This is a genomic window from Streptomyces sp. JB150 (assembly GCF_011193355.1).
Lineage (GTDB): Bacteria > Actinomycetota > Actinomycetes > Streptomycetales > Streptomycetaceae > Streptomyces.
Genome location: NZ_CP049780.1, coordinates 5,654,388 through 5,675,726, shown reverse-complemented (window position 1 = coordinate 5,675,726; position 21,339 = coordinate 5,654,388). Strand labels below are relative to the sequence as shown.

16 protein-coding genes are annotated in these 21,339 nt (G+C 72.3%); 3 read left to right on the top strand and 13 right to left on the bottom strand.

What is annotated here, in order from left to right:
- Positions 1-97: 97 nt before the first annotated feature.
- The 7 genes from G7Z13_RS26195 to G7Z13_RS26165 form a co-directional block, all read right to left on the bottom strand.
- Entirely contained in the window at positions 98-934 is an 837-nt protein-coding gene (locus G7Z13_RS26195; protein ID WP_240926350.1) for a GNAT family N-acetyltransferase, read from the bottom strand.
- Positions 829-2,868 (bottom strand): IucA/IucC family protein, encoded by a 2,040-nt coding sequence (locus G7Z13_RS26190; RefSeq protein ID WP_240926532.1) that lies wholly within the window; start codon positions 2,866-2,868, stop codon positions 829-831. The genes G7Z13_RS26195 and G7Z13_RS26190 overlap by 106 nt, the downstream gene beginning before the upstream one ends.
- Before the next feature lie 282 nt (positions 2,869-3,150).
- Positions 3,151-4,623 (bottom strand): aminotransferase class III-fold pyridoxal phosphate-dependent enzyme, encoded by a 1,473-nt coding sequence (locus G7Z13_RS26185; RefSeq protein ID WP_166002675.1) that lies wholly within the window; start codon positions 4,621-4,623, stop codon positions 3,151-3,153.
- 291 nt (positions 4,624-4,914) lie between these two features.
- Complete coding sequence (locus G7Z13_RS26180; protein WP_166002674.1) at positions 4,915-6,315, bottom strand: FAD-dependent monooxygenase; 1,401 nt, start codon at positions 6,313-6,315, stop codon at positions 4,915-4,917.
- Positions 6,308-7,774, bottom strand: coding sequence for an MAB_1171c family putative transporter (locus G7Z13_RS26175; RefSeq protein WP_206313149.1), 1,467 nt, complete (start codon positions 7,772-7,774; stop codon positions 6,308-6,310). Before G7Z13_RS26175 ends, G7Z13_RS26180 begins: the two co-directional genes overlap by 8 nt.
- Complete coding sequence (locus G7Z13_RS26170) at positions 7,771-8,379, bottom strand: toxin (RefSeq protein WP_166002673.1); 609 nt, start codon at positions 8,377-8,379, stop codon at positions 7,771-7,773. Before G7Z13_RS26170 ends, G7Z13_RS26175 begins: the two co-directional genes overlap by 4 nt.
- The gene (locus G7Z13_RS26165) at positions 8,376-8,948 is read right to left on the bottom strand and encodes a hypothetical protein (protein WP_240926349.1); all 573 of its coding nucleotides are present in this window, start codon (positions 8,946-8,948) and stop codon (positions 8,376-8,378) included. Before G7Z13_RS26165 ends, G7Z13_RS26170 begins: the two co-directional genes overlap by 4 nt.
- A 390-nt stretch (positions 8,949-9,338) precedes the next feature.
- On the opposite strand from G7Z13_RS26165, the gene G7Z13_RS26160 reads away from it, so the two are divergent.
- Positions 9,339-10,559, top strand: coding sequence for a hypothetical protein (locus tag G7Z13_RS26160; protein WP_166002671.1), 1,221 nt, complete (start codon positions 9,339-9,341; stop codon positions 10,557-10,559).
- A gap of 374 nt (positions 10,560-10,933) precedes the next feature.
- Positions 10,934-12,199, top strand: a complete 1,266-nt coding sequence (locus G7Z13_RS26155) for a hypothetical protein (protein ID WP_166002670.1) — start codon at positions 10,934-10,936, stop codon at positions 12,197-12,199.
- Between the two features lie 113 nt (positions 12,200-12,312).
- Here G7Z13_RS26155 and hflX read toward each other — a convergent pair whose 3' ends face one another.
- The 6 genes from hflX to miaA form a co-directional block, all read right to left on the bottom strand.
- Complete coding sequence (gene hflX, locus G7Z13_RS26150; protein ID WP_166002669.1) at positions 12,313-13,812, bottom strand: GTPase HflX; 1,500 nt, start codon at positions 13,810-13,812, stop codon at positions 12,313-12,315.
- A gap of 247 nt (positions 13,813-14,059) precedes the next feature.
- Positions 14,060-15,538, bottom strand: coding sequence for a M1 family metallopeptidase (locus tag G7Z13_RS26145; protein ID WP_166002668.1), 1,479 nt, complete (start codon positions 15,536-15,538; stop codon positions 14,060-14,062).
- A 93-nt stretch (positions 15,539-15,631) separates the two neighbouring features.
- The gene (locus G7Z13_RS26140) at positions 15,632-17,869 is read right to left on the bottom strand and encodes an HD domain-containing protein (protein WP_166002667.1); all 2,238 of its coding nucleotides are present in this window, start codon (positions 17,867-17,869) and stop codon (positions 15,632-15,634) included.
- 431 nt (positions 17,870-18,300) lie between these two features.
- Positions 18,301-19,170 carry a diaminopimelate epimerase gene (dapF, locus tag G7Z13_RS26135; RefSeq protein ID WP_166002666.1) on the bottom strand — a complete coding sequence of 290 codons (870 nt, stop codon included), beginning with the start codon at positions 19,168-19,170 and terminating at the stop codon, positions 18,301-18,303.
- Positions 19,171-19,217: 47 nt separating this feature from the next.
- Entirely contained in the window at positions 19,218-19,721 is a 504-nt protein-coding gene (locus G7Z13_RS26130; protein WP_166002665.1) for a hypothetical protein, read from the bottom strand.
- 107 nt (positions 19,722-19,828) lie between these two features.
- Positions 19,829-20,767: a tRNA (adenosine(37)-N6)-dimethylallyltransferase MiaA gene (gene miaA, locus G7Z13_RS26125; protein ID WP_166002664.1), complete on the bottom strand. Its 939-nt coding sequence runs from the start codon at positions 20,765-20,767 to the stop codon at positions 19,829-19,831.
- A gap of 182 nt (positions 20,768-20,949) precedes the next feature.
- Between miaA and G7Z13_RS26120 the strand changes: the two genes are divergently transcribed.
- Positions 20,950-21,327, top strand: coding sequence for a hypothetical protein (locus G7Z13_RS26120; RefSeq protein ID WP_166002663.1), 378 nt, complete (start codon positions 20,950-20,952; stop codon positions 21,325-21,327).
- Positions 21,328-21,339 lie beyond the last annotated feature (12 nt).

Sequence of the window (21,339 nt, the reverse complement as noted above, 5' to 3'; positions counted from 1 at the left end):
GGTCTCGGTGCGGTCCGGTCTCGGCGGGATGTCGATTCCGCTGGGAACCGGAGTGCTGTGAGCGGTGTACCAGAAGTGACGATGTCGTCGCAGGGCGCTACGGAGGTTCGTGCAGGCCCCGCTCCCGGACCATGAGGGCGGCCCGTCTGTCGGGCAGGTCGATCTCGGCGGAGAGGCGGAAGCCGGCGCGCAGGAAGGCGGACAGGGAGGGTGTGTTGCGAAGGTCGGGTTCCGCGATGACGCGGGTGCAGGCGGATCGCTTGTCGAGGACAAGGCGGGCGAGGGCTCCCAGCAGGGTGCTGCCGAGACCGCGCCCGCGGTCGGCGGCTTCGCCGATGAGGAGGTGGATGCCGGTGTCGTGAGGGCGGGCGGGATAGTGGCGGGCCAGTGGGTCGAGGTCGGCCCGGTAGATCTCCCAGTATCCGATGGGCCTGCCGTCGAGGACGCCGAGGCACGGAGCGCTGCGGCCGTCGCCGGTCAGCTGGGCACGCAGGTGCCGCTCGGTGACTTCCGCAGGACCCGCGAGGTGCCAGTACGTGGCTACGGCCGCGTCGTTCATCCAGCGGCTGAGGAGGGCGAGGTCCCGGTCGACCTGTACGGGGACGAGCTGGAAGGTGCCGACGGGGGTGGCCATGGGGCCCCAGTCGGCCACACCGTCGAGCGGGTCGGCGGCGGGGAAAGGTGGGATCGGTGCGGATGGGGGGCGGAGATGCGGTGTGGTCTCGGCGTTGATGCGGGGGCCGGGGCTCGCGTCGGTGAACGACATGAGGGGGCTCCTCTCAGGGCGAGTGGGCCGTGTTCGTTCGAAGTGACGGGAGTGCGCAGACATCACACATGGAGGGGGTTGGCGATGGTGACGTAGACGGACTGGGTGTCCACGGGCCCGACGAGCTCGTCGAGACCGTGCAGCCGGGTGAGGAGGTTGGCCTTGCACCGCAGGACGGGTGAGTCGAGCAGCCGGGCCGGCAGGGGGCTGCGCAGCCGGCGGGGACCGCAGGCGGCGCCGGTGAGGAAGCGGCGGAAGGCGGCGAGCAGCAACGTCTCGTCGACGAGGCGTTGGGATCCGAAGGCTCCGATGAGACCGAACACGTTGTTGATCGCCAGGTAGTAGGCGAAGCGCTCGTCCGTGACCTCGTCGGAGACGAAGGTGTCGCTGTGCTCTCCGATACCGGGCAGCCGGGCGTCGAGTTCCGCTCTACGGGACTCGCGGAAGTAGTAGCCCTGGTTGTCACGGTAGCGGCCGCCGGCGGGCCACCCGTGGGAGTCCAGCAGGAGCAGGGTGTTCTGCTGGTGGGCCTCCAGGGCGATGCCCGCCTCGCCGTCCAGCCACAGCACGGGTCGGACGACGTGTTCGAGGTAGCGCAGGAACCACTCGGCGGCGACGGCTGCGCGTGGTCGGCCGGTCCGTTCGGTGAGACCGGTGATCACCTCGTGGAGCCGCGACGCTGCCGGCCGGAACGCTGTGGGGAGGGAGGCTGTGGGGAGGGAGGCTGTGGGCCGGGACGACGCCGGCCGGTCGGGTCGCATCGGTGCGCGGGGTGCCACGACTGAGGCAACGCACGCGACGTCGTCGGACGCAGTGAACGGATTGTGCCGGATCAGCACGTCCAATCCGGCGACCGGGTTGCCGTCCGGCCCGTCGACGGCGAGCCAGGCGGGGTCGCGGACGATGTCGAACGTCGGATGGGCGGTGCGCCACTGCCGGATCAGACCGGTGCGGAGCAGACGGTGGACCTCCACGCCCCGGTGGAGTTCCTTGCGGAGGTTTTCCCGACGGGAGTTGGTGATGCACAGGCCCAGGGAGAGTTTGAGCATGGCCGGGGCGCCGGACCGGTACACCGTGCGCACGGAGGAGGTGGGGTGCCAAGGGAGGCCATGGGCGCCGAGGTCTCGCAGCAGTCCCGCGTCCATGAGAGCCGCGACCTCGGGGTTGTGCCGGATCTCGCGGAACTGCCACGGGTGGAGGGGAAGTGCGGCATGGCCCTCCGGAAGCGGGAGTTCGGGTCCGGCAAGGAGGTGGGTGAGGCGTGGCGCCGAGACGAGCCGGCCACGTTCGGTCCAGGCGGAGTCGGTGGCGAGGAGGGAGGCAGCGACGGCCAGCCAGTGGAGCGGGAAGGAGCCGCGCAGTTCGGGTGAGTAGTGCCGTGACTCGACGGCGGTGATGCCCTCGCGGCTCTTGGGGGTGGGGTGGAGAGGGTGGCCGAAGAGCAGCGATTGTTCGGCGGTGAGGAAGAGGTCGGTGGCGTGGCCGGGGGTGTCGCGGCGGTCGCGGAGGAAGGTGGCGATCCGGCGGACGGAGTCGGCGACGCGGGCGACGAGGTCGGGGCCGTGGGCGGTGGGGTCCGGGTGGTGGGCGACCAGAAGCGGATCGTGGGCCACCAGGGCTGGACCAGGGCTGGTGGCGGTGCCGGTGAATGAGTCGTTCGGCTCGGCCGTCCTGGCCCTGGGGACGGCGGCGGGCGGTTCGGCGGCAGGGGGTGCGGTGGCGGTCGGTGCGGCAGCAGGGGTGGCGGTCGGTGCGGCGGTGGTAGTGGTGCGGGCTTTGCCCGATGTCTCTCGGGCGAGCAGGGCGGCGACGGTGACCGCGTCGGCCGGTGCGGAGGGATGCGGGGCGCCGGCCAGATGCGGGAGTCCGAAGCGGTGCCAGCCGGTGGCGGACCTGTAGTGGACCGGGGCGAGGAGGGCGGTGCCGCTGGCGGGGAGGGGGATGCGGAGTGTGCCGTGGGTGGGGACGGGGATGCCGGCCTCGCGGACCCAGCAGCGCAGCAGGTTCTCGGCTGCGGCGGACTCGGCCGCGACCCAGGGGTCGGGGTGCTGGAGGAGGTCGCGGGCGGCGTCCGGCTCGGGTGGGAGCTGAGCCTTGGGCAGGGCCTGCTCTGGTGGGCAGGGGTGGTTGTTGGCGGTGGGGCTGCTGGTCAAAGCGGTTCCTTGGAAGGTCATGCGGCTCTTGAAGGGTGAGCCGGGCAGCGCTGCCGCAGGGGCAGGCGCGGAGGGGCCGGGTCGGGGCGTTGAGCGGATCGGCGGGAGGTAATCGGTGTGAGGTCAGGGACATGGGTGGGCTCCAGGAGAGTTGAGCGTTCGGGCGGCCGGGTGGGCCGGGGAGCGGCACGTCCGCCGGGTGGCAAGGGCGTGCACGCAAGGGTGGTCCGGTTACTGCGCCGGATCCGTGAGGTGGCCGAAGCGGTCGTGGCGGGCCACCGCCGTGAGCGCGTCGGCGAGTCGGTCCAGTACGGCGTCGGCCTGTTCGTCGGTGATCGTCAGCGGCGGCAGCAGCCGTACGACACCGGGGTGGCCACCGCCGACGCCGACGATCAGTCCTCGCCGCAGGCACTCACGCTGCACGGCCGTGGCGAGTCGGGGTGCGGACGGGTGAGGCGGCCGGACGGTGGGCCCGTGGCCTGCCCCGTCCGGTCCCTGGTCGGAGCGCGCCTCGGGGTCCACGAGTTCCACGCCGATCATGAGGCCGCGGCCGCGTACCGCTCCGACGCAGGTGAAGTCGTCGGCCAGCGAGCGCAGTTGACGGAGGAGCCGGGAGCCGAGCTCGGCCGACCGTTCGGCGAGACGGTGATGCCGTACGTGGGCGAGGGTCGCGGCACCGGCGGCCATGGCCAGTTGGTTGCCCCGGTAGGGGCCGGTGGGAGAGGTGGGTTCGCCCGCACCGAGCAGGTCGTCGCGGTGGACGACGACGGCCAGGGGGAGGCTGCCGCCGATGGCCCTGGACACGATCATGACGTCGGGCGTCACCCCGCTGTGTTCGACGGCCCAGAAGGCACCGGTTCTGCCCACGCCGGTCTGCGACTCGTCGACGATCAGCGGGATGGACCGGGCGGCCGTGATGTGCCGCATCCGGCGCATCCACGCGTCCGGTGCGGGGATCACCCCTCCCTCGTCCTGGACGGGTTCGAGGATGACTCCGGCCGGTGGGGTGGGGTTACCGGCGTCCGCACTCGGCTCAGGCGAGGGCGGCTGCCCGGGTCCCGCCACCGTGATCGGTACCGACGACTGCGCGTCCGTACCGCCGTCGTCCAGCGCGGCCTGGGCCCACCGGGCCGCGAGTTCGGCGCCGTACGGGCCGGCCACGCCGGAAGGGCTTCGGTATTCCGGTGGGAAGGGCAGTGGACGGCCCGACGGGGCGGTCAGGCCGGTGAGCTGCGTCGAGTCGGAGGCGTTCACGGCATCCGCGCTGACGCTGTGGCCGCTTCCGGTGAGACCGAGCATCGCGGTGCGGCCGGTAGCCGCTCGCACCAGGGCGCGGGCGGCGGCCACCGCGTCGGTGGCTGCGGGTCCGCAGAACCGTACGCGGGCCCGGTCGCGCAGTCCGGGCGGAAGGGTGCGCAGCAGCTCCGTGACGAAGGTTTCCTCGACGGGGGTGGTGAGGTCGGGCACGTTCAGTGGTGCGCCGGAGTCGAGGACCTTGCGGATCGCGTCGAGTACGACGGGGTGGTTGTGGCCGAGGGCGAGGGTGCCCGCGCCGGAGAGGCAGTCCAGGTAGCGGCGGCCGTCGGCGCCTTCGACGGTCAGTCCCCGTGCCCGCACCGGGACGACGGGCAGGGCCTGCGGATAGGTGCGTGCCGCCGGTTCTCGCGCCGGCGGGCGTCGCAGGATCTCCTCTGTCACGGCCACGGCCCCACGTCCTTCCGCTGTCCGCCGAGGAGTTGGCCGCTCGCGTCGCCCCGCCCGCCCTTTGCCCGCCGCGCCGCTTCCTCAGCACCGACTCACGTCCACCGGGTCAGGGGTCCGGGCTGCCTCGCCCCGGGCCCGACCGGGCGGATCCCACCGCTACCAACCCCGCACCCGGCACCGGGTTACGGGTTACGGCCAGATCGGTGCTGCGTGATCGGCTGGGGGCGGGAGGTCGCAGGATCGATGGGTGAGCGAGTCCCGTCGCGCGTGGAGGCGTGGTGGCGCTCGCGGTCAGCCGAGAGCCGCTTCTCGTTCCCGTTCGGTCAGGGGCGGACCCTGGAGGAAGGACTTCCTGGGGCCGAGGAGCATGGGGAGGAGCATGTCGGGCGAGAACAGGCGGGTGGCGGGCTTCTCCAGGCTCATCACGTCCAGCAGGGCGGCCATGGCGCGGGGGTTGTTCGCCCCGGTTTCCACGCAGCGGTCGACGTAGCGGGCGAGGAGCCGTTCGACGGGGGTGGGGGCGGTGTCGGTGGCGCCGGGGTAGAAGGCGTCCTGGCCCACCGCGAGGTCCCAGGCCGCGGCCACGGGGCGGGCGACGGCGCGCTGGAGCCGGCGGGCTGTCCCCGGAGCGGTGAGGTCGGTGGTGCGCAGGACGTCGCGCACGGCGAGGGCGCACTGCGCGGCGACCGTGAGGCCGTGGCCGTAAACCGGGTTGTAGCCGGCGATGGCGTCGCCGAGGACGGTGAAGCCATCGGGCCAGCGGGCCGTCTTCTCGTAGTAGCGGCGGTGGTTGGCGGTGCTGCGGGTGGTGGCGACTCCGCCTATCGGCTCGGCGTTCTTGAGGAGTTCGCCGATGACGGGGTCGCCCAGGCCGAGGGCGAAGTCGATGAAGGCGTCCGGGTCGCCGGTGGGTTCGCCGCCGCGGCTGCCGGAGAGGGTGACGATCCACCGGCCGTTCTCGATGGGCAGGATGATGCCGCCCCGGCCAGGTGCCTTCGCCGGGTTGGCCTGCACGTTGACGAGCGGGAAGGAGACATCGGCGGTGGATCCGGGTGCGCGGTACAGGCGGGTGGCGTAGGCGACGCCGGCGTTGACCTCGCGTTCGGTGACCGGCGGGAGTCCGAGCGCGGTGAGCCAGCGGGGGGTTCGGGAGCCGCGGCCGGTGGCGTCCACGACGAGGTCGGCGGAGAGGGAGCGCTCTTCGCCGTCGACCTGGACGCGGACGCCGGTCACGCGGGTGGCGTCGCCGAGCAGTCCGAGGGCGGTGGCCTCGGGAAGGAGGCTGATCCGGTCGTCGCTCAGGACGCGGGTGGTGAGCCGCGCGTCGAGGAGCGGGCGGGAGCAGACGAGGTTGCGGTGATGGGTGGCGGTGAACCGCCGGAACCAGACCTCGTTGGGGGCCCGGGACACCATGTCGCCCATGATGTGCACCAGTCGGGCTCCGTCGGCCACGACCTCGTCGACGACGCCGGGAAGCAGGTCCTCGAAGGCGCGGACGCCTCCGCTCCAGATCAGGTGGGCGTGGCGGGACTGAGGGACGCCACGGCGGGGCTCGGGCGAGGCCGGGAGGGTGTCGCGTTCGACGACGGTGACGTCGGCGGACTCGGCGAGTGCCGCCGCGGCGAAGAGTCCGGCGGCGCCGGCCCCGAGAACGACCGCGGTGGGCCGGCGGGTGGCGGATCTTTCAGTCATCTGCGTTCATGCTTTCTGTACGGCCACCCGCAGGCGGATGGTGACTACTGTGCGGGCCTGGAGCGCGGCGGCCGCCGGCCGTCAGAGGCTGGGTCCCCGGAGAGCTGCTCCCCAGAGGCTCGGTTCCGAGTGGCGCGGTCCCCGGCGGCGCGCTCCCCGCAGTCCCAGGGGCGGCCGAAGCCCCAGCTGCCGAAGCCTCAGAGGGCGCAATCCCCGGCGCCGCAATCCCAGATGCCGAAGCCCCAGGCGCCGAAGCCCCATTCCCCGGAGACTCGTGCACCGATGGCCCGGCCGTCAGCGCTCGTCTGCGGAGGTCCGCCAGGACGCGGGGGCGGGTGAGGCCGCGGGAGATGGCCTCCAGGTGGTCGGTGACGTCGCTGCCGATGTGGGAGGGCTGTCCGCTCGTCTCACGCCGGATGCCGCTGCTGTAGGAGTCGAGCGCCGCCTGGAGCGCCACGGCGCCGGCGAGGCCGCGGGCCTTCGCGTCGTCGTGCGCGGCGGACGCCGCCCGGTAGGCCAGCCGGTGGAGGTCGTGGTCGAAGTGGGGAGCCAGGCGCAGCAGGCCGTCGTGGATGTGCTGCTGCCGCTGGAGCAGACGCAGGTCGAGCGGGGCGAATCTGCTGACGCGGGCCCGGGCGGTCGCCGGGACCACGGCGTCGATGACCCGCGCGAGGGGGCGCAGCCGCCAGTGGGCGAGTTGTTCCCGCGGCCACGTCTGCAGGAAGGGCCCGATGACGGGGAGGAGGAAGCCGATGGCCATGAGCGTGGCGCCGAAGATGGCACAGGGCGGGGCGGCGTAGGTGCTCAGACCGTCCCAGTCGGTTCCCGCCCAGCGTGCTCCCATCGCGGTCAGCTTCGCCACGGCGTAGAGGACACCGAAGGCGTATCCGGTCTGGAGGAAGCGCAGGCCCGCCCGCAGCCAGCGGGCGCTGACCTGCGGGATCCAGGACCTGATCATGGAGGCGGCGACGAGGGTGGAGATGAGGAAGGCGAGGAGGTAGAGCAGGATGTGCTCGCGCATCCACGGTGTGGTGGCGTAGTAGGTGTCGAGGTCGTAGATGCGTTCCTCGGGCACGTCGGCCAGGAGGAAGGTGACCCACAGGGCGGTGATGGTGCCGGCGTGGATCACCCAGACGGCGCGGACGCGGCGGCGGCGCCGGGGCGACGGCTCGTCCCGCCACGTGATGATCATGGCGAGGCAGGCCCCGGAGAAGCCGGTGAGCAGCGAGTAGCTCCACGGCGCGGCGATGTTCGGTACGCCCGTCACCGTGTTGATCTCGTGGATGGACGCGGGCGTCACGGAGACGAAGACGCACAGGGCCCACAGCAGCACCACCCACGTCCCCCGCGCGTCGGGGTCGCGCCAGGACCTCAGGAACGTGGGGAACTTGGCGGCCAGCCCGGCCAGCAGCAAGGCGGTGGGGAGGGCGTAGAGCAGGTGCAGATCGGCGAGGTTCATCCGAGTATCTGTCCGCCCCTTGGGCTGAGGGAGAGGTTGATACGGCCTTCCACCGTCGCGGGGCTGACCGGGCCCCGGGCGTGCGGACCGGTCATCCAGGCACGGACCTCGCGGCCGAAGAGCAGGCCGAACGTCTCGGCGTCCGCCTCGTGATCGTCGTCGGACACGGCGCGGCCGGCGATGGTGAGCAGTGCCTGACGCGGCACTTCCTGGGCGGCGAGGATCTCCTCGGCGGCTCGCCGCAGGACGTCGGGCGGCTGGTGGGAGGTGAGGGCCCGGGCGGCGGGCAGGCCGGGAACGTGGTTGCCGCACTCCCCCTGCTCCTCGTGCCATAACTCGTGGCCGAGGATGACGAGCTGTGCTTCGGGGACGGCGCGTTCCTCGACGACGATGATGGAGCGGTCGCCGCAGTCCAGGCGCATGCCCGAGACCGGGATGTCGTCGGGGAAGGCGCGGAAAGCCAGTTGGATGGGCCGGTCGCGGCGGACGCTCATCGCCTGGCAGAAGCCGTGCATGACCGTGGAGGGGTCGGCGGGACGCTGGATGATCCCGGACGCCTGCCTGCCGAGGTCGGCAAGGAGCGCCTTCATCGCTCTCGTGCTCACTGGTCGGTGTCCTCCTTCCTGGGCAGCACCGAACGGATCACTCCCTCGAGGAGCCGGTCCAGCGCCTCGGGCGTCATGGAGCCGTGCCGGCGCAGGTCCGCCGCGCGGACTCCGTACTTGCTGAGCAGAGCCTCGACGGGGTCCGTCTGCGGGTTCTCCAGCTGGGCCAGGATCGGTGTGAGAGCGCGGTTGAGCGCCTTGTCGGCGGGAGCGGTGAAGAACGCCTCGCCGGCTTCCAGGCCGAAGAAGTCCGCGAGTTTGTGCAGGTGCTCGATGTTGGGCGTCTTCCTGCCTTCGAGGATCAGGCGGGCCCAGACGTCGGAGACGTGCAGGGCGGCGCCCACCTCGGCCGCGAGTGCCGCCATCTTCCTGCCGGTGCGCCGCAGGTCGGCTTCGGCCAGCACGCGGATGCGCGCCGAGAACCGTTCGGTGACGGTGTCGTCGGGCGGCGGCTCCCCTTCGAGCAGCGCGCGAACGACGGGCTCGGGCAGTGCGGTGCCGGCTGCGAGTTCCCGCGGGTCGAGGAGTACGGACCGGTCGAGGTCCTTCTCCCGGATGAGTGCGTCCAACCGCCTCAACGTCTGAGCCAGTTGACGAGGCGCCGTCACCGATGCGCTCCCTGGGCTTCCGTAGATTGACGGTCTCTTGCGCAGTCCGCACTCTACGTGCCGCCACAGCTTCGCTCAACGATCGTTTATCAGCCGCGAATGACCGTTTACGACCCTCCCGTCGACCCGGTCGCCGCCCGGCCGCCGACTCGCCCCGAGCGGCCCGTCCCCCGGCAACCGGTCCTGCCCCGCGACGAATTGCCTGGTTGCCCGGCTGGTCAGCCTGTAGCGGAACCGTTGCCGTTCCGTCGGAAGTCCCTCGCCGCGAGCCCTTAGTGTGGGGTGCCGTTCCCGGCAGGCCGTGAGAGCGGCCCGAGTTCCGTAACAGTCCGTCCCAGGGGGAGTACCACCATGCGATCCACACGTCCGTCGTTCGCCGCTCGCCGGGAGAGGAGCGGGCGCCGCCGAACCTTCCCCGTACTGACCGCTGTGGCCCTGGCCTCGGTGCTCGCGCTCACCGCGACCGCCTGTGAGTCGGGCGACACCGGGGCGGGCGGCGAGGCGACGGCCTCCGCCGCCGCGGGCGACGGCAAGATCACGATCCCGGACGACATCAAGGACCGGCTCAAGGAGCACGGGATCGACATCGACAAGTGGCGGGACGGCGCCTGGAAGAACTGGGACAAGGACGACTGGCTGCGCGAGGCCGAGGACTTCGTCAACCCGATCATCGAGGACCTGTGGAACCCGGACCGGATGCGCGAGGCTGAGGAGCCCGACCAGGAGGTCGACGACAGCGACATCTCCGGTGATCAGGGCGTGACCGACCCGGAGCCCGCTCCGGTGCAGGCGGAGGCCGTGCCGGCCTCGTACCACGCCAACGCCCCGGAGGCGGGCAAGGTGTTCTTCGACGCCCCCGAGGGCACGATGGTCTGCTCGGCGACGGTCGTGAAGGACCCGGCCCACCCCGGCAAGTCGAACCTGGTGTGGACGGCGGGCCACTGCGTGCACGCCGGCAAGAGCGGCGGCTGGTACCGCAACATCGCGTTCGTGCCGTCGTACAACGACGCCGGCAAGTCGGCCGCGGAGCTGCAGGACGCCACGCAGGAGGAGGTCGCTCCGTACGGCGTCTGGTGGGGCGACTGGGTGCAGACCTCGGACCAGTGGATCGAGCAGGGCGGCGCCACCGGCGGTGACGGCGCCCCGTACGACTTCGCCGTCATCCACGTGACGCCGGAGGAGGGCAGCGGCGGCAAGTCGCTGGAGGAGATGGTCGGTTCGGCGCTGCCGGTGGACTTCAACGCCCCGGCCGTACCGAAGATCGACAGCATGACGGCGACCGGGTACCCGGCGGCGCCGCCCTACGACGGCCAGACGATGTACCAGTGCCAGGACAAGCCGGGCCGGCTGTCGCTGAACACCACGGACCCGACGATGTACCGCATCGGCTGCACCATGACCGGCGGCTCGTCCGGCGGCGGCTGGGTGGCGACGGGCTCGGACGGCAAGCCCGCGCTGGTGTCCAACACCTCGATCGGCCCGGTCACGGCCGGCTGGCTGGCGGGCCCGCGGCTCGGCAAGGAGGCCAAGGCCGTCTTCGACGAGGTGAGCGGCAAGTTCGCCGGCCAGTGACGGCCGGGCGGTCCACCGGCCGGTGACGGCCGGGTGGTCGACCGGCCGGTGACGGCCGGGCGGTCCACCGGCCGGTGACGGCCGGGTGGTCCACCGGCCGGTGACGGCCGGGTGACCCGGCCAGGTGGCCGGACACGGCGGCGGGGCTCGTGGGGAAACCTTCACCGTCCCGCCGCCGTTCACCCTCTGTCCCACGGGCATAGTGGGGTGTCGCACCCGAGATCGTTTCCGTCCCGGACCTCTCACCTTGTCATGGCAGGCTCATGACACGATGCGGCCCTACACAGCGCGACATCAGCCACGCCGCACCACACCACACAGCCAGACACCACAAGCACCGGACATTCACGCGTTCCTACGGGGGTCATCGCACCATGCGTCCCATACGCACGCCCGCAATCACCCAGCGACGCCAGCGCCGGCGCCGGCGCACCGTGCTCGCCGGCACCGGTCTCGTCGCCGCCCTGGCGCTCACCGCGACCGCCTGCAACGGCTCCGGCGAGGACGAGGCGGCCGACCGGCCGGGCGCCACCACCTCGCAGGCCGCCGACAGCGCCGCGGACGGCGCCAACGGCGGCGGTGACGGCGGCGGTGACGGCGGTGACGGCAAGATCACCATCCCGACCGACATCGCCGACCGGCTCAAGAAGCACGGCATCGACGTCGACAACTGGAAGAACGGCGGCTGGAAGAACTGGGACAGAGACCAGTGGCTCAGTGAGGCCAAGGACTTCGTCAACCCCGTGATCGAAGGGCTCTGGAAGCCCGAGCGGATGCGGACGGCGAAGGAGGCCGACAAGACGCTCACGACGAAGGACACGTCCGCCGGCCAGGGCGTCAGCGACCCGGCGCCCGCGCCGGTCCAGGCCTCGCCGGAGAAGACGCCGTACCACAAGAACGCCGCACCGGTCGGCAAGATCTTCTTCGACTCCCCCGAGGGCTCGATGGTCTGCTCCGGCACGGTGATCAAGGACGTCAACCACCCGGGCAAGTCCAACCTGGTCTGGACGGCCGGCCACTGCGTGCACGCCGGCCAGAACGGCGGCTGGTACCGGAACATCGTCTTCGTCCCGGCCTTCAACGACCTCGGCAAGTCCGAGGCCCAGCTGAACAACGCCGACCCGGTCGAGATCGCGCCGTACGGCAACTGGTGGGCGGACTGGGCGTCCACCTCGAACGGCTGGATCGAGGGCGGCTCGCAAACCGGCGGCGCGGGCGCGGCGTACGACTACGCCGTGCTGCACGTGAAGCCGGAGCACGGCTCGAAGTCGCTGGAGGAGACCGTCGGCGCGGCCCTGGACGTCGACTTCTCCGCGCCGGCCGCGGCCGATGCCGGGAAGATGGGCGCCTGGGGATACCCGGCGGCGGCGCCGTACAACGGGCTGAAGATGTTCAAATGCGTCGACCAGCCGGGCCGCGTCTCGCTGAGCCCGTCCCTGCCGACGATGTACCGCATCGGCTGCACCATGACCGGCGGCTCGTCCGGCGGCGGCTGGTTCCGGGTGGTGGACGGCGAGACCCAGCTGGTCTCCAACACCTCGATCGGTCCGGCCGACCACAGCTGGCTGGCGGGCCCGCAGCTCGGCGCGGACGCCCGGGCGCTGTACGAGAACATGAGCGAGGCCTACGGCGGCCGGTGACGCCGCCGGAACGTCCTCGCACGTCCTCGCACGCCGAAGGCCCGTCCCCGCGTATCGCGGGGGCGGGCCTTCGGGCCGTCACGGTGCGCCTCGGAAGCGGCGCCGGTGATGGGTCAGAGCGCCGGAGCCGGAGCGTACGGCGACAGCTCCGCCGCCAGTTCCTCGTGCACCCGGACCTTGAGCAGGGTGCCCTCCGCGGTGTGCTCCTCGGAGATCACCTCGCCCTCGTCGTGGGCGCGGGCAACCAGCTTGCCGTGGGTGTACGGCACCAGCGCCTCGATCTCGACCGCGGGGCGCGGCAGCTCGGCGTCGATCAGTGCCAGCAGCTCCTTGATGCCCTGGCCGGTGCGGGCGGAGACCGCGATGGAACGCTTCTCGACCCGCAGCAGCCGCTGGAGCGTCAGCGGGTCCGCCGCGTCGGCCTTGTTGATCACGACGATCTCGGGTACGCCGGTGGCGCCGACGTCCCTGATCACCTCGCGCACGGCGGCCAGCTGCTCCTCCGGGGTCGGGTGCGAACCGTCCACCACGTGCAGGATCAGGTCGGAGTCGCCGACCTCCTCCATCGTGGAGCGGAACGCCTCGACCAGGTGGTGCGGCAGGTGCCGGACGAAGCCGACGGTGTCGGCCAGCGTGTACAGCCGGCCGCTCGGGGTCTCGGCCCGGCGCACGGTCGGGTCCAGGGTCGCGAACAGGGCGTTCTCGACCAGGACGCCCGCGCCGGTGAGGCGGTTGAGCAGCGAGGACTTGCCGGCGTTGGTGTAGCCCGCGATCGCGACGGAGGGCACCTTGTGGCGCCGGCGCTCCTGGCGCTTGATGTCGCGCCCGGTCTTCATCTCCGCGATCTCCCGGCGCATCTTCGCCATCTTCTCGCGGATCCGCCGCCGGTCCGTCTCGATCTTGGTTTCACCGGGACCACGGGTGGCGAGTCCGCCGCCCTTGCCGCCGCCCATCTGCCGGGACAGCGACTGACCCCAGCCGCGCAGCCGCGGCAGCATGTACTGCATCTGCGCGAGGGCGACCTGCGCCTTGCCCTCTCGGGACTTGGCGTGCTGGGCGAAGATGTCGAGGATCAGGGCCGTACGGTCGATGACCTTGACCTTGACGACGTCTTCGAGGTGGATGAGCTGGCCGGGGCTGAGCTCACCGTCGCAGATGACGGTGTCCGCGCCCGTCTCGAGCACGATCTCGCGCAGCTCCTCGGCCTTGCCGGAGCCGATGTAGGTGGCGGCGTCGGGCTTGTCGCGGCGCTGGATCACGCCGTCGAGCACGAGCGCGCCCGCGGTCTCGGCGAGGGCGGCCAGCTCCGCGAGGGAGTTCTCCGCGTCCTGCACGGTCCCCGAAGTCCAGACGCCGACGAGCACGACCCGCTCCAGGCGGAGCTGGCGGTACTCGACCTCGGTGACGTCCTCGAGCTCGGTGGAGAGGCCGGCGACGCGGCGCAGAGCCGCGCGCTCGGAGCGGTCGAACTGGTCGCCGTCCCGCTCTCCGTCGATCTCGGGGCTCCAGGCGACGTCCTCTTCCATCAGGGCATCGGCCCGAAGACCCTCGGGGTAGTCGTGCGCAAGGCGCTTGCGCGGGGTGTCCTGGGAAGGGGAAGAAGAGGAGGTCATTGGGTCCTTACGTCGTTGGGGGTTCCGGCGGGCGGAACTGGTCCGTCACCGCTTACAACGCACGAGTACCCCGGGAGATTCCCGTGTCCCGTGCCGTTGCTGTCAGAAGATGGTCGCACGCAACGCCCCGTCTCGTCACCGTGTTATTTCCCGGCCGCCCGGACCATGTTCCCCGGCCGGCGACCAGCCGACTCCCGCCCCGCCCCTCCCCCTGGGGACCGGCCGGACCACCCCCCTGGACCTCCCCTTACTTCCCGCCCGCCCCCTCCGGAGCCTGCGACGTCCAGTCCGGGTGCCCGGGCATCGGCGGGGTCTTCTCGCCGTAGAGCCAGCCCTGGAAGAAGCCGGTGAGGTCGCGGCCGGCGATGTCCGAGGCCAGCCGGACGAAGTCGGCCGTGCCGGCCGTGGCGTCCCGGTGCCGGGTCACCCACACCCGCTCCAGCCGCTCGAAGGCGGGACGGCCGATCTCCTGGCGCAGGGCGTAGAGGATCAGCGCGGCGCCGTCGTAGACGTTGGGGCGGAAGATGCCGAGGCGGCTGCCGGGCCTGGGCGCCTTGGGTGCGGCGGGCGGCCCGCCGGCCGCGCGCCAGCGGTCGGAGGCGCGGTAGGCGGCCTTCATACGGTCCTGAAGGGGGCGCTCCGCCTTCTCCTCCGCGTACAGCGCCTCGTACCAGGTCGCGTGCCCCTCGTTGAGCCACAGGTCGGACCAGTCGCGCGGGGTGACGCTGTCGCCGAACCACTGGTGCGCCAGCTCATGGACCATGATCGACTCGACGTACCACGCGGGGAACGCGGGGTCGGTGAACAGCTCCCTCTCGAACAGGGAGAGCGTCTGGGTCTCCAGGGCGAAGCCGGTGGAGGCGTCGGCCAAAAGCAAGCCGTACGTCTCGAAGGGGTACCGGCCGACCTTGCGCTCCATCCAGGCGATCTGGTCCGGCGTCTTCGCCAGCCACGGTTCGAGCTGCTCGCGGTGCGCGCTCGGGACGACGTCCCGGACCGGCAGCCCGCGCGGGCCGGTGCGGTGCAGCACCGCGGAGCGGCCGATGGAGACCTGGGCGAGTTCGGTGGCCATGGGGTGGTGGGTGCGGTACGTCCAGGTGGTCGCGGTGTCGGCGCGCTCGACGTCGGCCGGGAGCCCGTTGGCGACGGCCGTGTACCCCTCGGGCGCGGTCACCCGGAAGGTGAACATGGCCTTGTCCGAGGGGTGGTCGTTGCAGGGGAACACCAGGTGCGCGGCGTCGGCCTGGTTCGCCATGACGAGGCCGTCCGCGGTCCGCAGCCAGCCGCCCTCGCGGTCCGGCCGGCCCACGGGCTCGCTGGTGTGCCGTACGACGATGCGCAGCCACTGTCCGGCGGGCAGCGGGTCCTCCGGCGTGATCACCAGGTCCTCGCCGGCCGTGGCGTACGCGGCGGCCTCGCCGTCGATCCTCACGGACTCGACGGTGCCGCGCGCGAAGTCGAGGTTGACGTGGTCCAGGTCCTCGGTGGTCCAGGCGTCGATCGTGGTGACCGCCTTCAGCGGCTTGTCGTTGGCGCCGGAGTAGGCCAGGGACAGGTCGTACGACACGACGTCGTAGCCGGGGTTCCCCAGGTACGGGAAGAGGCGGTCCCCGACGCCCAGCGGGGCCGGCGGGGTGCCGGCGGCGACGAGGCAGACGGTGACGGCGGAGGCGAGCAGCGCCGCCTTCAGCCGTCGGGGGGCGCGGGTGCAGGGGGTGAGCGGCATGCCCCACCGCTACCAGCGTGCGCCCGGCGCACGGCGCAGACGCGCGCCGGGCGCACTCGAACGGCCTCCCCGGCGGGGTCCGGGCGGGTTCCCTCAATGCGCCGAAGCGGTGTGCTGCGCCCGGCTCACGTCGAACACGCCGGGGACGTTGCGCATGGCGCGCATCAGCGCGGGCAGCCGGGCCGCCTCGGGGAGGTGCAGGGTGTAGGTGTGGCGCACCCGCTGCTGGCTCGGGGGTTCCACGGTGGCCGAGACGATCTCGGCGCCTTCGAGGGCGATGGCCTCCGTGAGGTCCGCCAGGAGGTGGGGGCGGCCGAACGATTCAGCGACCAGGGTGACCCGGCACCCCGTGACCTCGCTCCCGGCGGCCTCGCCCCAGCGCACGCCGACCTCCGCGCGCCCCGCGCCCTTCATGCGCGCCACGGCCGCGCACCCGACCCGGTGCACGGTCACCACTCCCCTGCGCACCGCGAACCCGGTGATCTCGTCGGGCGGTACGGGCGTACAGCAGCCGGCGAGCCGTACGGCGGCGCCGGGGCGGTCGGCGATGACGGGCACCGCGGCGACGGTGGTGCCGGAGACCGTCTCGGGCGCGGAGGCCTCCGGAGCGGTGCCGGCTGGCTCGTCCCTAGGCGTCGTGGCGGGGCCCCGAGTCGGCTCAGCGACCCCCTCGGCCACGTTGGCCTCACTCCCCTCCCTTTCCCCCTCACTCACCGGGTGCGTCGCCAGCCACCGCTGGATGGCGATCCGCGCGGCCGGCGTGTGGGCGTGCTCCAGCCACTCCCGTGAGGGTTCGGACGCCGGGTCCTGCCCCATGAGCAGCTGGACGGTGTCGCCGTCGCGCAGCACCGTGCTCAGCGTCGCGAGCCGGCCGTTGACGCGGGCGCCGATGCACGCGTGCGCGTCCTCGCCGTACTGCGCGTAGGCGGCGTCCACACAGGTGGCCCCCTCGGGCAGGCCGAGCGCGCCGCCGTCGGGCCGGAAGACGGTGATCTCGCGGTCCTGGGCCAGGTCCTCGCGCAGGGTCGACCAGAAGGTGTCGGGGTCGGGTGCGGCCCGCTGCCATTCGAGGAGGCGGGAGAGCCAGCCGGGCCGGGTGGGGTCGACGCGCTCGCCGTCCGCCGCCTGTTCCTCGGAGGGCGGCGCGTAGGGGTTGCCGAGCGCGATCACGCCCGCCTCGGCGACCTTGTGCATCCGGTGGGTGCGGATGAGGACTTCGGCGATCTGTCCGTCCGGGCGGGCGACGGCGGTGTGCAGCGACTGGTACAGGTTGAACTTCGGTACGGCGATGAAGTCCTTGAACTCGGAGACCACGGGCGTCATACAGGTGTGCAGCTCGCCCAGCACGCCGTAGCAGTCGGCGTCCTCGTGCACCAGGACCAGGATCCGGCCGAAGTCGGCGCCGCGCAGCCGGCCGCGCTTGCGGGAGACGCGGTGCACGGAGACGAAGTGGCGGGGCCGGATGAGGACTTCGGCCGGGATGCCCGCCTCGCGCAGCACCGTGCGCATCTCGTCGGCGATCCCGGCGAGCGGGTCGTCGGCGCGGGTCGCGTTCTCGGCGATCAGCTTCCGGGTGCGCTCGTACTCCTCGGGGTGGAGGATCGCGAAGACGAGGTCCTCCAGCTCGGTCTTGAGCGCCTGGACGCCGAGCCGTTCGGCGAGCGGGATGAGGACGTCCCGGGTGACCTTGGCGATCCGGACCTGTTTCTCGGGGCGCATCACGCCGACGGTGCGCATGTTGTGCAGCCGGTCGGCGAGTTTGATGGACATCACCCGGACGTCGTTGCCGGTGGCGACGAGCATCTTGCGGAACGTCTCGGGTTCGGCGGCGGCGCCGTAGTCGACCTTCTCCAGCTTGGTGACGCCGTCGACGAGGTAGCGCACCTCCTCGCCGAACTGCTCGCCGACCTGGTCCAGCGTCACTTCCGTGTCCTCGACGGTGTCGTGGAGCAGGGACGCGGTCAACGTGGTGGTCTCCGCGCCGAGTTCGGCGAGGATCAGGGTCACCGCGAGGGGGTGGGTGATGTACGGCTCGCCGCTCTTGCGCATCTGGCCGCGGTGCGAGGACTCGGCCAGGACGTAGGCGCGGCGCAGCGGTTCGAGGTCGGCGTCGGGGTGGTGGGCGCGGTGGGCGTCGACGACGTGGCTGATGGCGTCGGGCAGCCGGCCACGGGCGGCGGGACCGAGCAGGGCGGCGCGTCCGAGGCGGCGCAGGTCGATCCTGGGCCGGGTTCTCTTGCGCGCGACGGCGGCCGCCGCGGGCGCGACGGTGCTGGTCACAGGGTCTGTCACAGCACCTGGACTCGCAGGGTTCGTGGCCTCCGCACTCATGGGCACCTCCGGCTGCGTGGACCGGCGGACGGGGTGCCCCAGGGCGGACACGGCTCAGGGATGGCGATGTGTCCCCCGTCCGGGCCGGTGCTTGATGCTACCGAGCCCACCACGCCCGGCTGACCGGCTCTCGCCGAGCGTGAAACGGATCACCCATTCGAGCGACGGTGGCGAGGTTTGAGGTTCACGGCGAACCCGGTGGTACGCCCGCGGGAGGCGCCCGGCGTGCGCCCGAGCGCCCATCGCGTGACGTATGCCGACGGGATCCGCCCGGCGTGCGCCGCGGGCGCCCGCGTGGCACGGCACCGCGCGGAGCCGCACCACTCGGCCGCGCGCCGCGTTCGCGCACCGAGCGGTCAGCGCATCGCGTGCGGTGCACCGCGTGGTCAGCGCGTCGCGTGGGGTGCATCGCGCGGAACCGCGTCACGCGGTCAGCGCGTCGCGTTCGCCAGCCACTCCCCGTCGATCTCGCCTTCGGCGACGATCACCGCGGGGCCGGTCATCTCGATCTCCCCGTCGGGCCGTTCGGTGATCACCAGGCGGCCGCCCGGGACGTCCACGGTGTACGTGACGGGGGTGCCGGTGACGGCGGGGTCGGTGCCGTCCCTGCGGGCGGTGGCCACGGCCACGGCGCACGCGCCCGTGCCGCACGAGCGGGTCTCGCCGGAGCCGCGCTCGTGCACCCGCATGGCGACGTGCCGGGGGCCGCGGTCGACCACGAACTCCACGTTCACACCGTCCGGGTAGGCGGTGGCCGGGCTGAACGGCGGCGGGGTCAGCAGGCTCCCGGCGTCGGCGAGGTCGTCGACGAAGGCGACCGCGTGGGGGTTGCCCATGTTCACGTTCCGCGCGGGCCAGCTGTGCTCGCCGACGCTCACGGTGACCTCGCCCTCGGGGAGCCGCGCCTTGCCCATGCCCACGGTGACGTCGCCGTCCTTGGCGATGTGCACGGTCTTCACGCCCGCGCGCGTGGCGACGGCGAGGTCGCCCTCGGTCACCAGCCCGGCGTACTGGAGGTAGCGCGCGAACACCCGGACGCCGTTGCCGCACATCTCGGCGATCGACCCGTCGCCGTTGCGGTAGTCCATGAACCACTCGGCCTCGGCCGCCATCGCCGCGGCCTCGGGGTGGGCGGCGGACCGCACCACGTGCAGCAGCCCGTCACCGCCGATGCCCGCGCGGCGGTCGCACAGCGCGGCGACGGCGGCCGGAGGCAGGTCGATGACGTTCTCGGGGTCCGGGACGATCAGGAAGTCGTTCTCGGTGCCGTGCCCCTTGAGGAAGGCGATCCGCGTGCTCATTCCTCGATCGTACGGGGTGGGTACGACAGCGGGCCGTCCGTGGGGCGTCAGCGCAGTCTGGCCACGCGCCACACGGCCAGCACGACCGCCGCGGCGACCACGACGACGTACGCGATCACGACCCGCCAGTCCGGCCGCCTCCCGGAGCCCCGCTGGGGCAGTCCGGGCCAGGTGTGTCCGACCTTGCGGGCGGCCATCATGCCCCAGCCCGCCGCGCAGGAGCAGATGAGCAGGCCGAGCATGGCGATCATGGCTCCGCTGTCGCCGAAGTCGAAGGCGAGCGGGAAGGCGAACATCAGCGAACCGATCGCGCCCAGGCCCACGATGGGGGCGAGCTGCCACAGCCGCAGCCGCCGCTGGGGGCGCAGTTCCACCTCGACCTCGGGGCCGCCGACGAACATCTCGTCCGGCTCCGGACCGTCGTCGGTCACCCCGCCCTGGGTCTCTTCCGGCCCGTCAGGGCTCAGACGGTCGTCGTCCCGCTCCGCAGCACCACTTCCGGTGGTGGCGTGCTCGGCGCCTTGTGCGGTGTCGCGAGGGCCGGCCTCCATCGCCACGCGCCCTCCCAACTAGGACTCCACTGGTCGATCGAAGCTCGATGATGGCACGGCGCCGGAGGCCCCGATGACGGCCGGAGCGTCCCGATGCCATGACGTGATCAGGCTGTAACCGGTCGTTCGACCAACGCCAGGGCGAGCCGCGGAAGTTCCCGGAGATCCGCCGCGGCCCCACTGAGCCAATGCACCCGCGGATCGCGCCTGAACCATGAATCCTGACGGCGCGCGAAGCGCTTGGTGGCACGGATGGTCTCGGCCCGCGCCTCCTCCAGCGTGCACTCGCCGGCGAGCGCCGCGAGCACCTGCTGGTAGCCGAGGGCGCGCGACGCCGTACGCCCCTCGCGCAGCCCTTGCGCCTCCAGTGCGCGCACTTCCTCGACCAGTCCCGCCTCCCACATGCGGTCGACCCGGCGTGCGATGCGCTCGTCGAGTTCCGGGCGGGCCACGTCGACGCCGATCTGCACGGTGTCGTAGACCGAGTCGTGGCCGGGGAGGTTGGCGGTGAAGGGCCGGCCGGTGATCTCGATCACTTCCAGGGCCCGGACGATACGGCGGCCGTTGCTCGGCAGGATCGCCCGCGCGGCCTCCGGGTCGGCGGCGGCGAGGCGGGCGTGCAGCGCGCCGGAGCCGCGCAGGGCCAGCTCGTCCTCCAGGCGGGCCCGCACCTCGGGGTCGGTGCCGGGGAACTCCAGGTTGTCCACGGCCCCGCGCACGTAGAGGCCGGAGCCGCCGACCAGGATCGGCCAGCGCCCGTCGGCGAGCAGTGCGTCGATCCGCTCACGGGCGAGCCGCTGGTACTCGGCGACGGAGGCCGTGACGGTCACGTCCCAGATGTCGAGGAGGTGGTGCGGTACGCCGCCGCGTTCCTCGGGCGTCAGCTTGGCGGTGCCGATGTCCATCCCCCGGTAGAGCTGCATGGAGTCGGCGTTGACGACCTCCCCACCGAGCTGCTGGGCGAGAAACACGCCCAGATCGGACTTTCCGGCCGCGGTAGGACCGACGACGGCGATGACGCGGGGGGTGGGGGCTGCACTGCTCACCGCACCAGTCTCGCAAACCTCTCACCCCCGCCTCGAACGAGTTACGTGACGGCCGGCAACCGGGTTCGTTGCCCGTTGCGAGGTTCTCGCCGCCGGTTCACAGGGGCGGTGACCCGGGCGTCGCAATCGAACGCACCGGGCGACGCGGGATTTCGCCCGCACGAGTAACGTATGGAGTGGATATGGGCGTTTTTGCGCGACTTCTTCGGCGATCGAAAGCGACCGAGGGGGCGTCGGCCGCCGAGGCGCAGGCCGGCACGTCGTCTGTCGGCACGTCGTCGGCAGGCTCCGAACCGAAGGAGTCCGACAAGTCCGGGGAGGCGAAGGGATCGGCCGACGCGGGAGCCGATGCCGGCGGCGACGCCGCGACCGAGACGACGACGGACCCGACGACGGACAAGGGCACGGGCACGGGCGAGGCCACCGGCACGGGTGCCGACGCGCCCACGCCGGAGGCCGGTGACTCCGGCTCCGGCGCGTCCGACGCCGTCGGGATCCCCAAGCAGCAGTCCGCGGTGGAGGCGGCCGACAGCGAGGCCGACAAGGGCACCCGCACGTAGACTGCCCGCGAG

Excerpts from the sequence above, each read along its gene's own strand:
- G7Z13_RS26180 (WP_166002674.1), bottom strand. The coding sequence starts at position 6,315 with ATGACTGAAAGATCCGCCACCCGCCGGCCCACCGCGGTCGTTCTCGGG.
- G7Z13_RS26175 (WP_206313149.1), bottom strand. The coding sequence starts at position 7,774 with ATGAACCTCGCCGATCTGCACCTGCTCTACGCCCTCCCCACCGCCTTG.
- G7Z13_RS26160 (WP_166002671.1), top strand. The coding sequence starts at position 9,339 with ATGCGATCCACACGTCCGTCGTTCGCCGCTCGCCGGGAGAGGAGCGGG.
- G7Z13_RS26155 (WP_166002670.1), top strand. The coding sequence starts at position 10,934 with ATGCGTCCCATACGCACGCCCGCAATCACCCAGCGACGCCAGCGCCGG.
- hflX (WP_166002669.1), bottom strand. The coding sequence starts at position 13,812 with ATGACCTCCTCTTCTTCCCCTTCCCAGGACACCCCGCGCAAGCGCCTT.
- G7Z13_RS26145 (WP_166002668.1), bottom strand. The coding sequence starts at position 15,538 with ATGCCGCTCACCCCCTGCACCCGCGCCCCCCGACGGCTGAAGGCGGCG.
- G7Z13_RS26140 (WP_166002667.1), bottom strand. The coding sequence starts at position 17,869 with ATGAGTGCGGAGGCCACGAACCCTGCGAGTCCAGGTGCTGTGACAGAC.
- dapF (WP_166002666.1), bottom strand. The coding sequence starts at position 19,170 with ATGAGCACGCGGATCGCCTTCCTCAAGGGGCACGGCACCGAGAACGAC.
- G7Z13_RS26130 (WP_166002665.1), bottom strand. The coding sequence starts at position 19,721 with ATGGAGGCCGGCCCTCGCGACACCGCACAAGGCGCCGAGCACGCCACC.
- G7Z13_RS26120 (WP_166002663.1), top strand. The coding sequence starts at position 20,950 with ATGGGCGTTTTTGCGCGACTTCTTCGGCGATCGAAAGCGACCGAGGGG.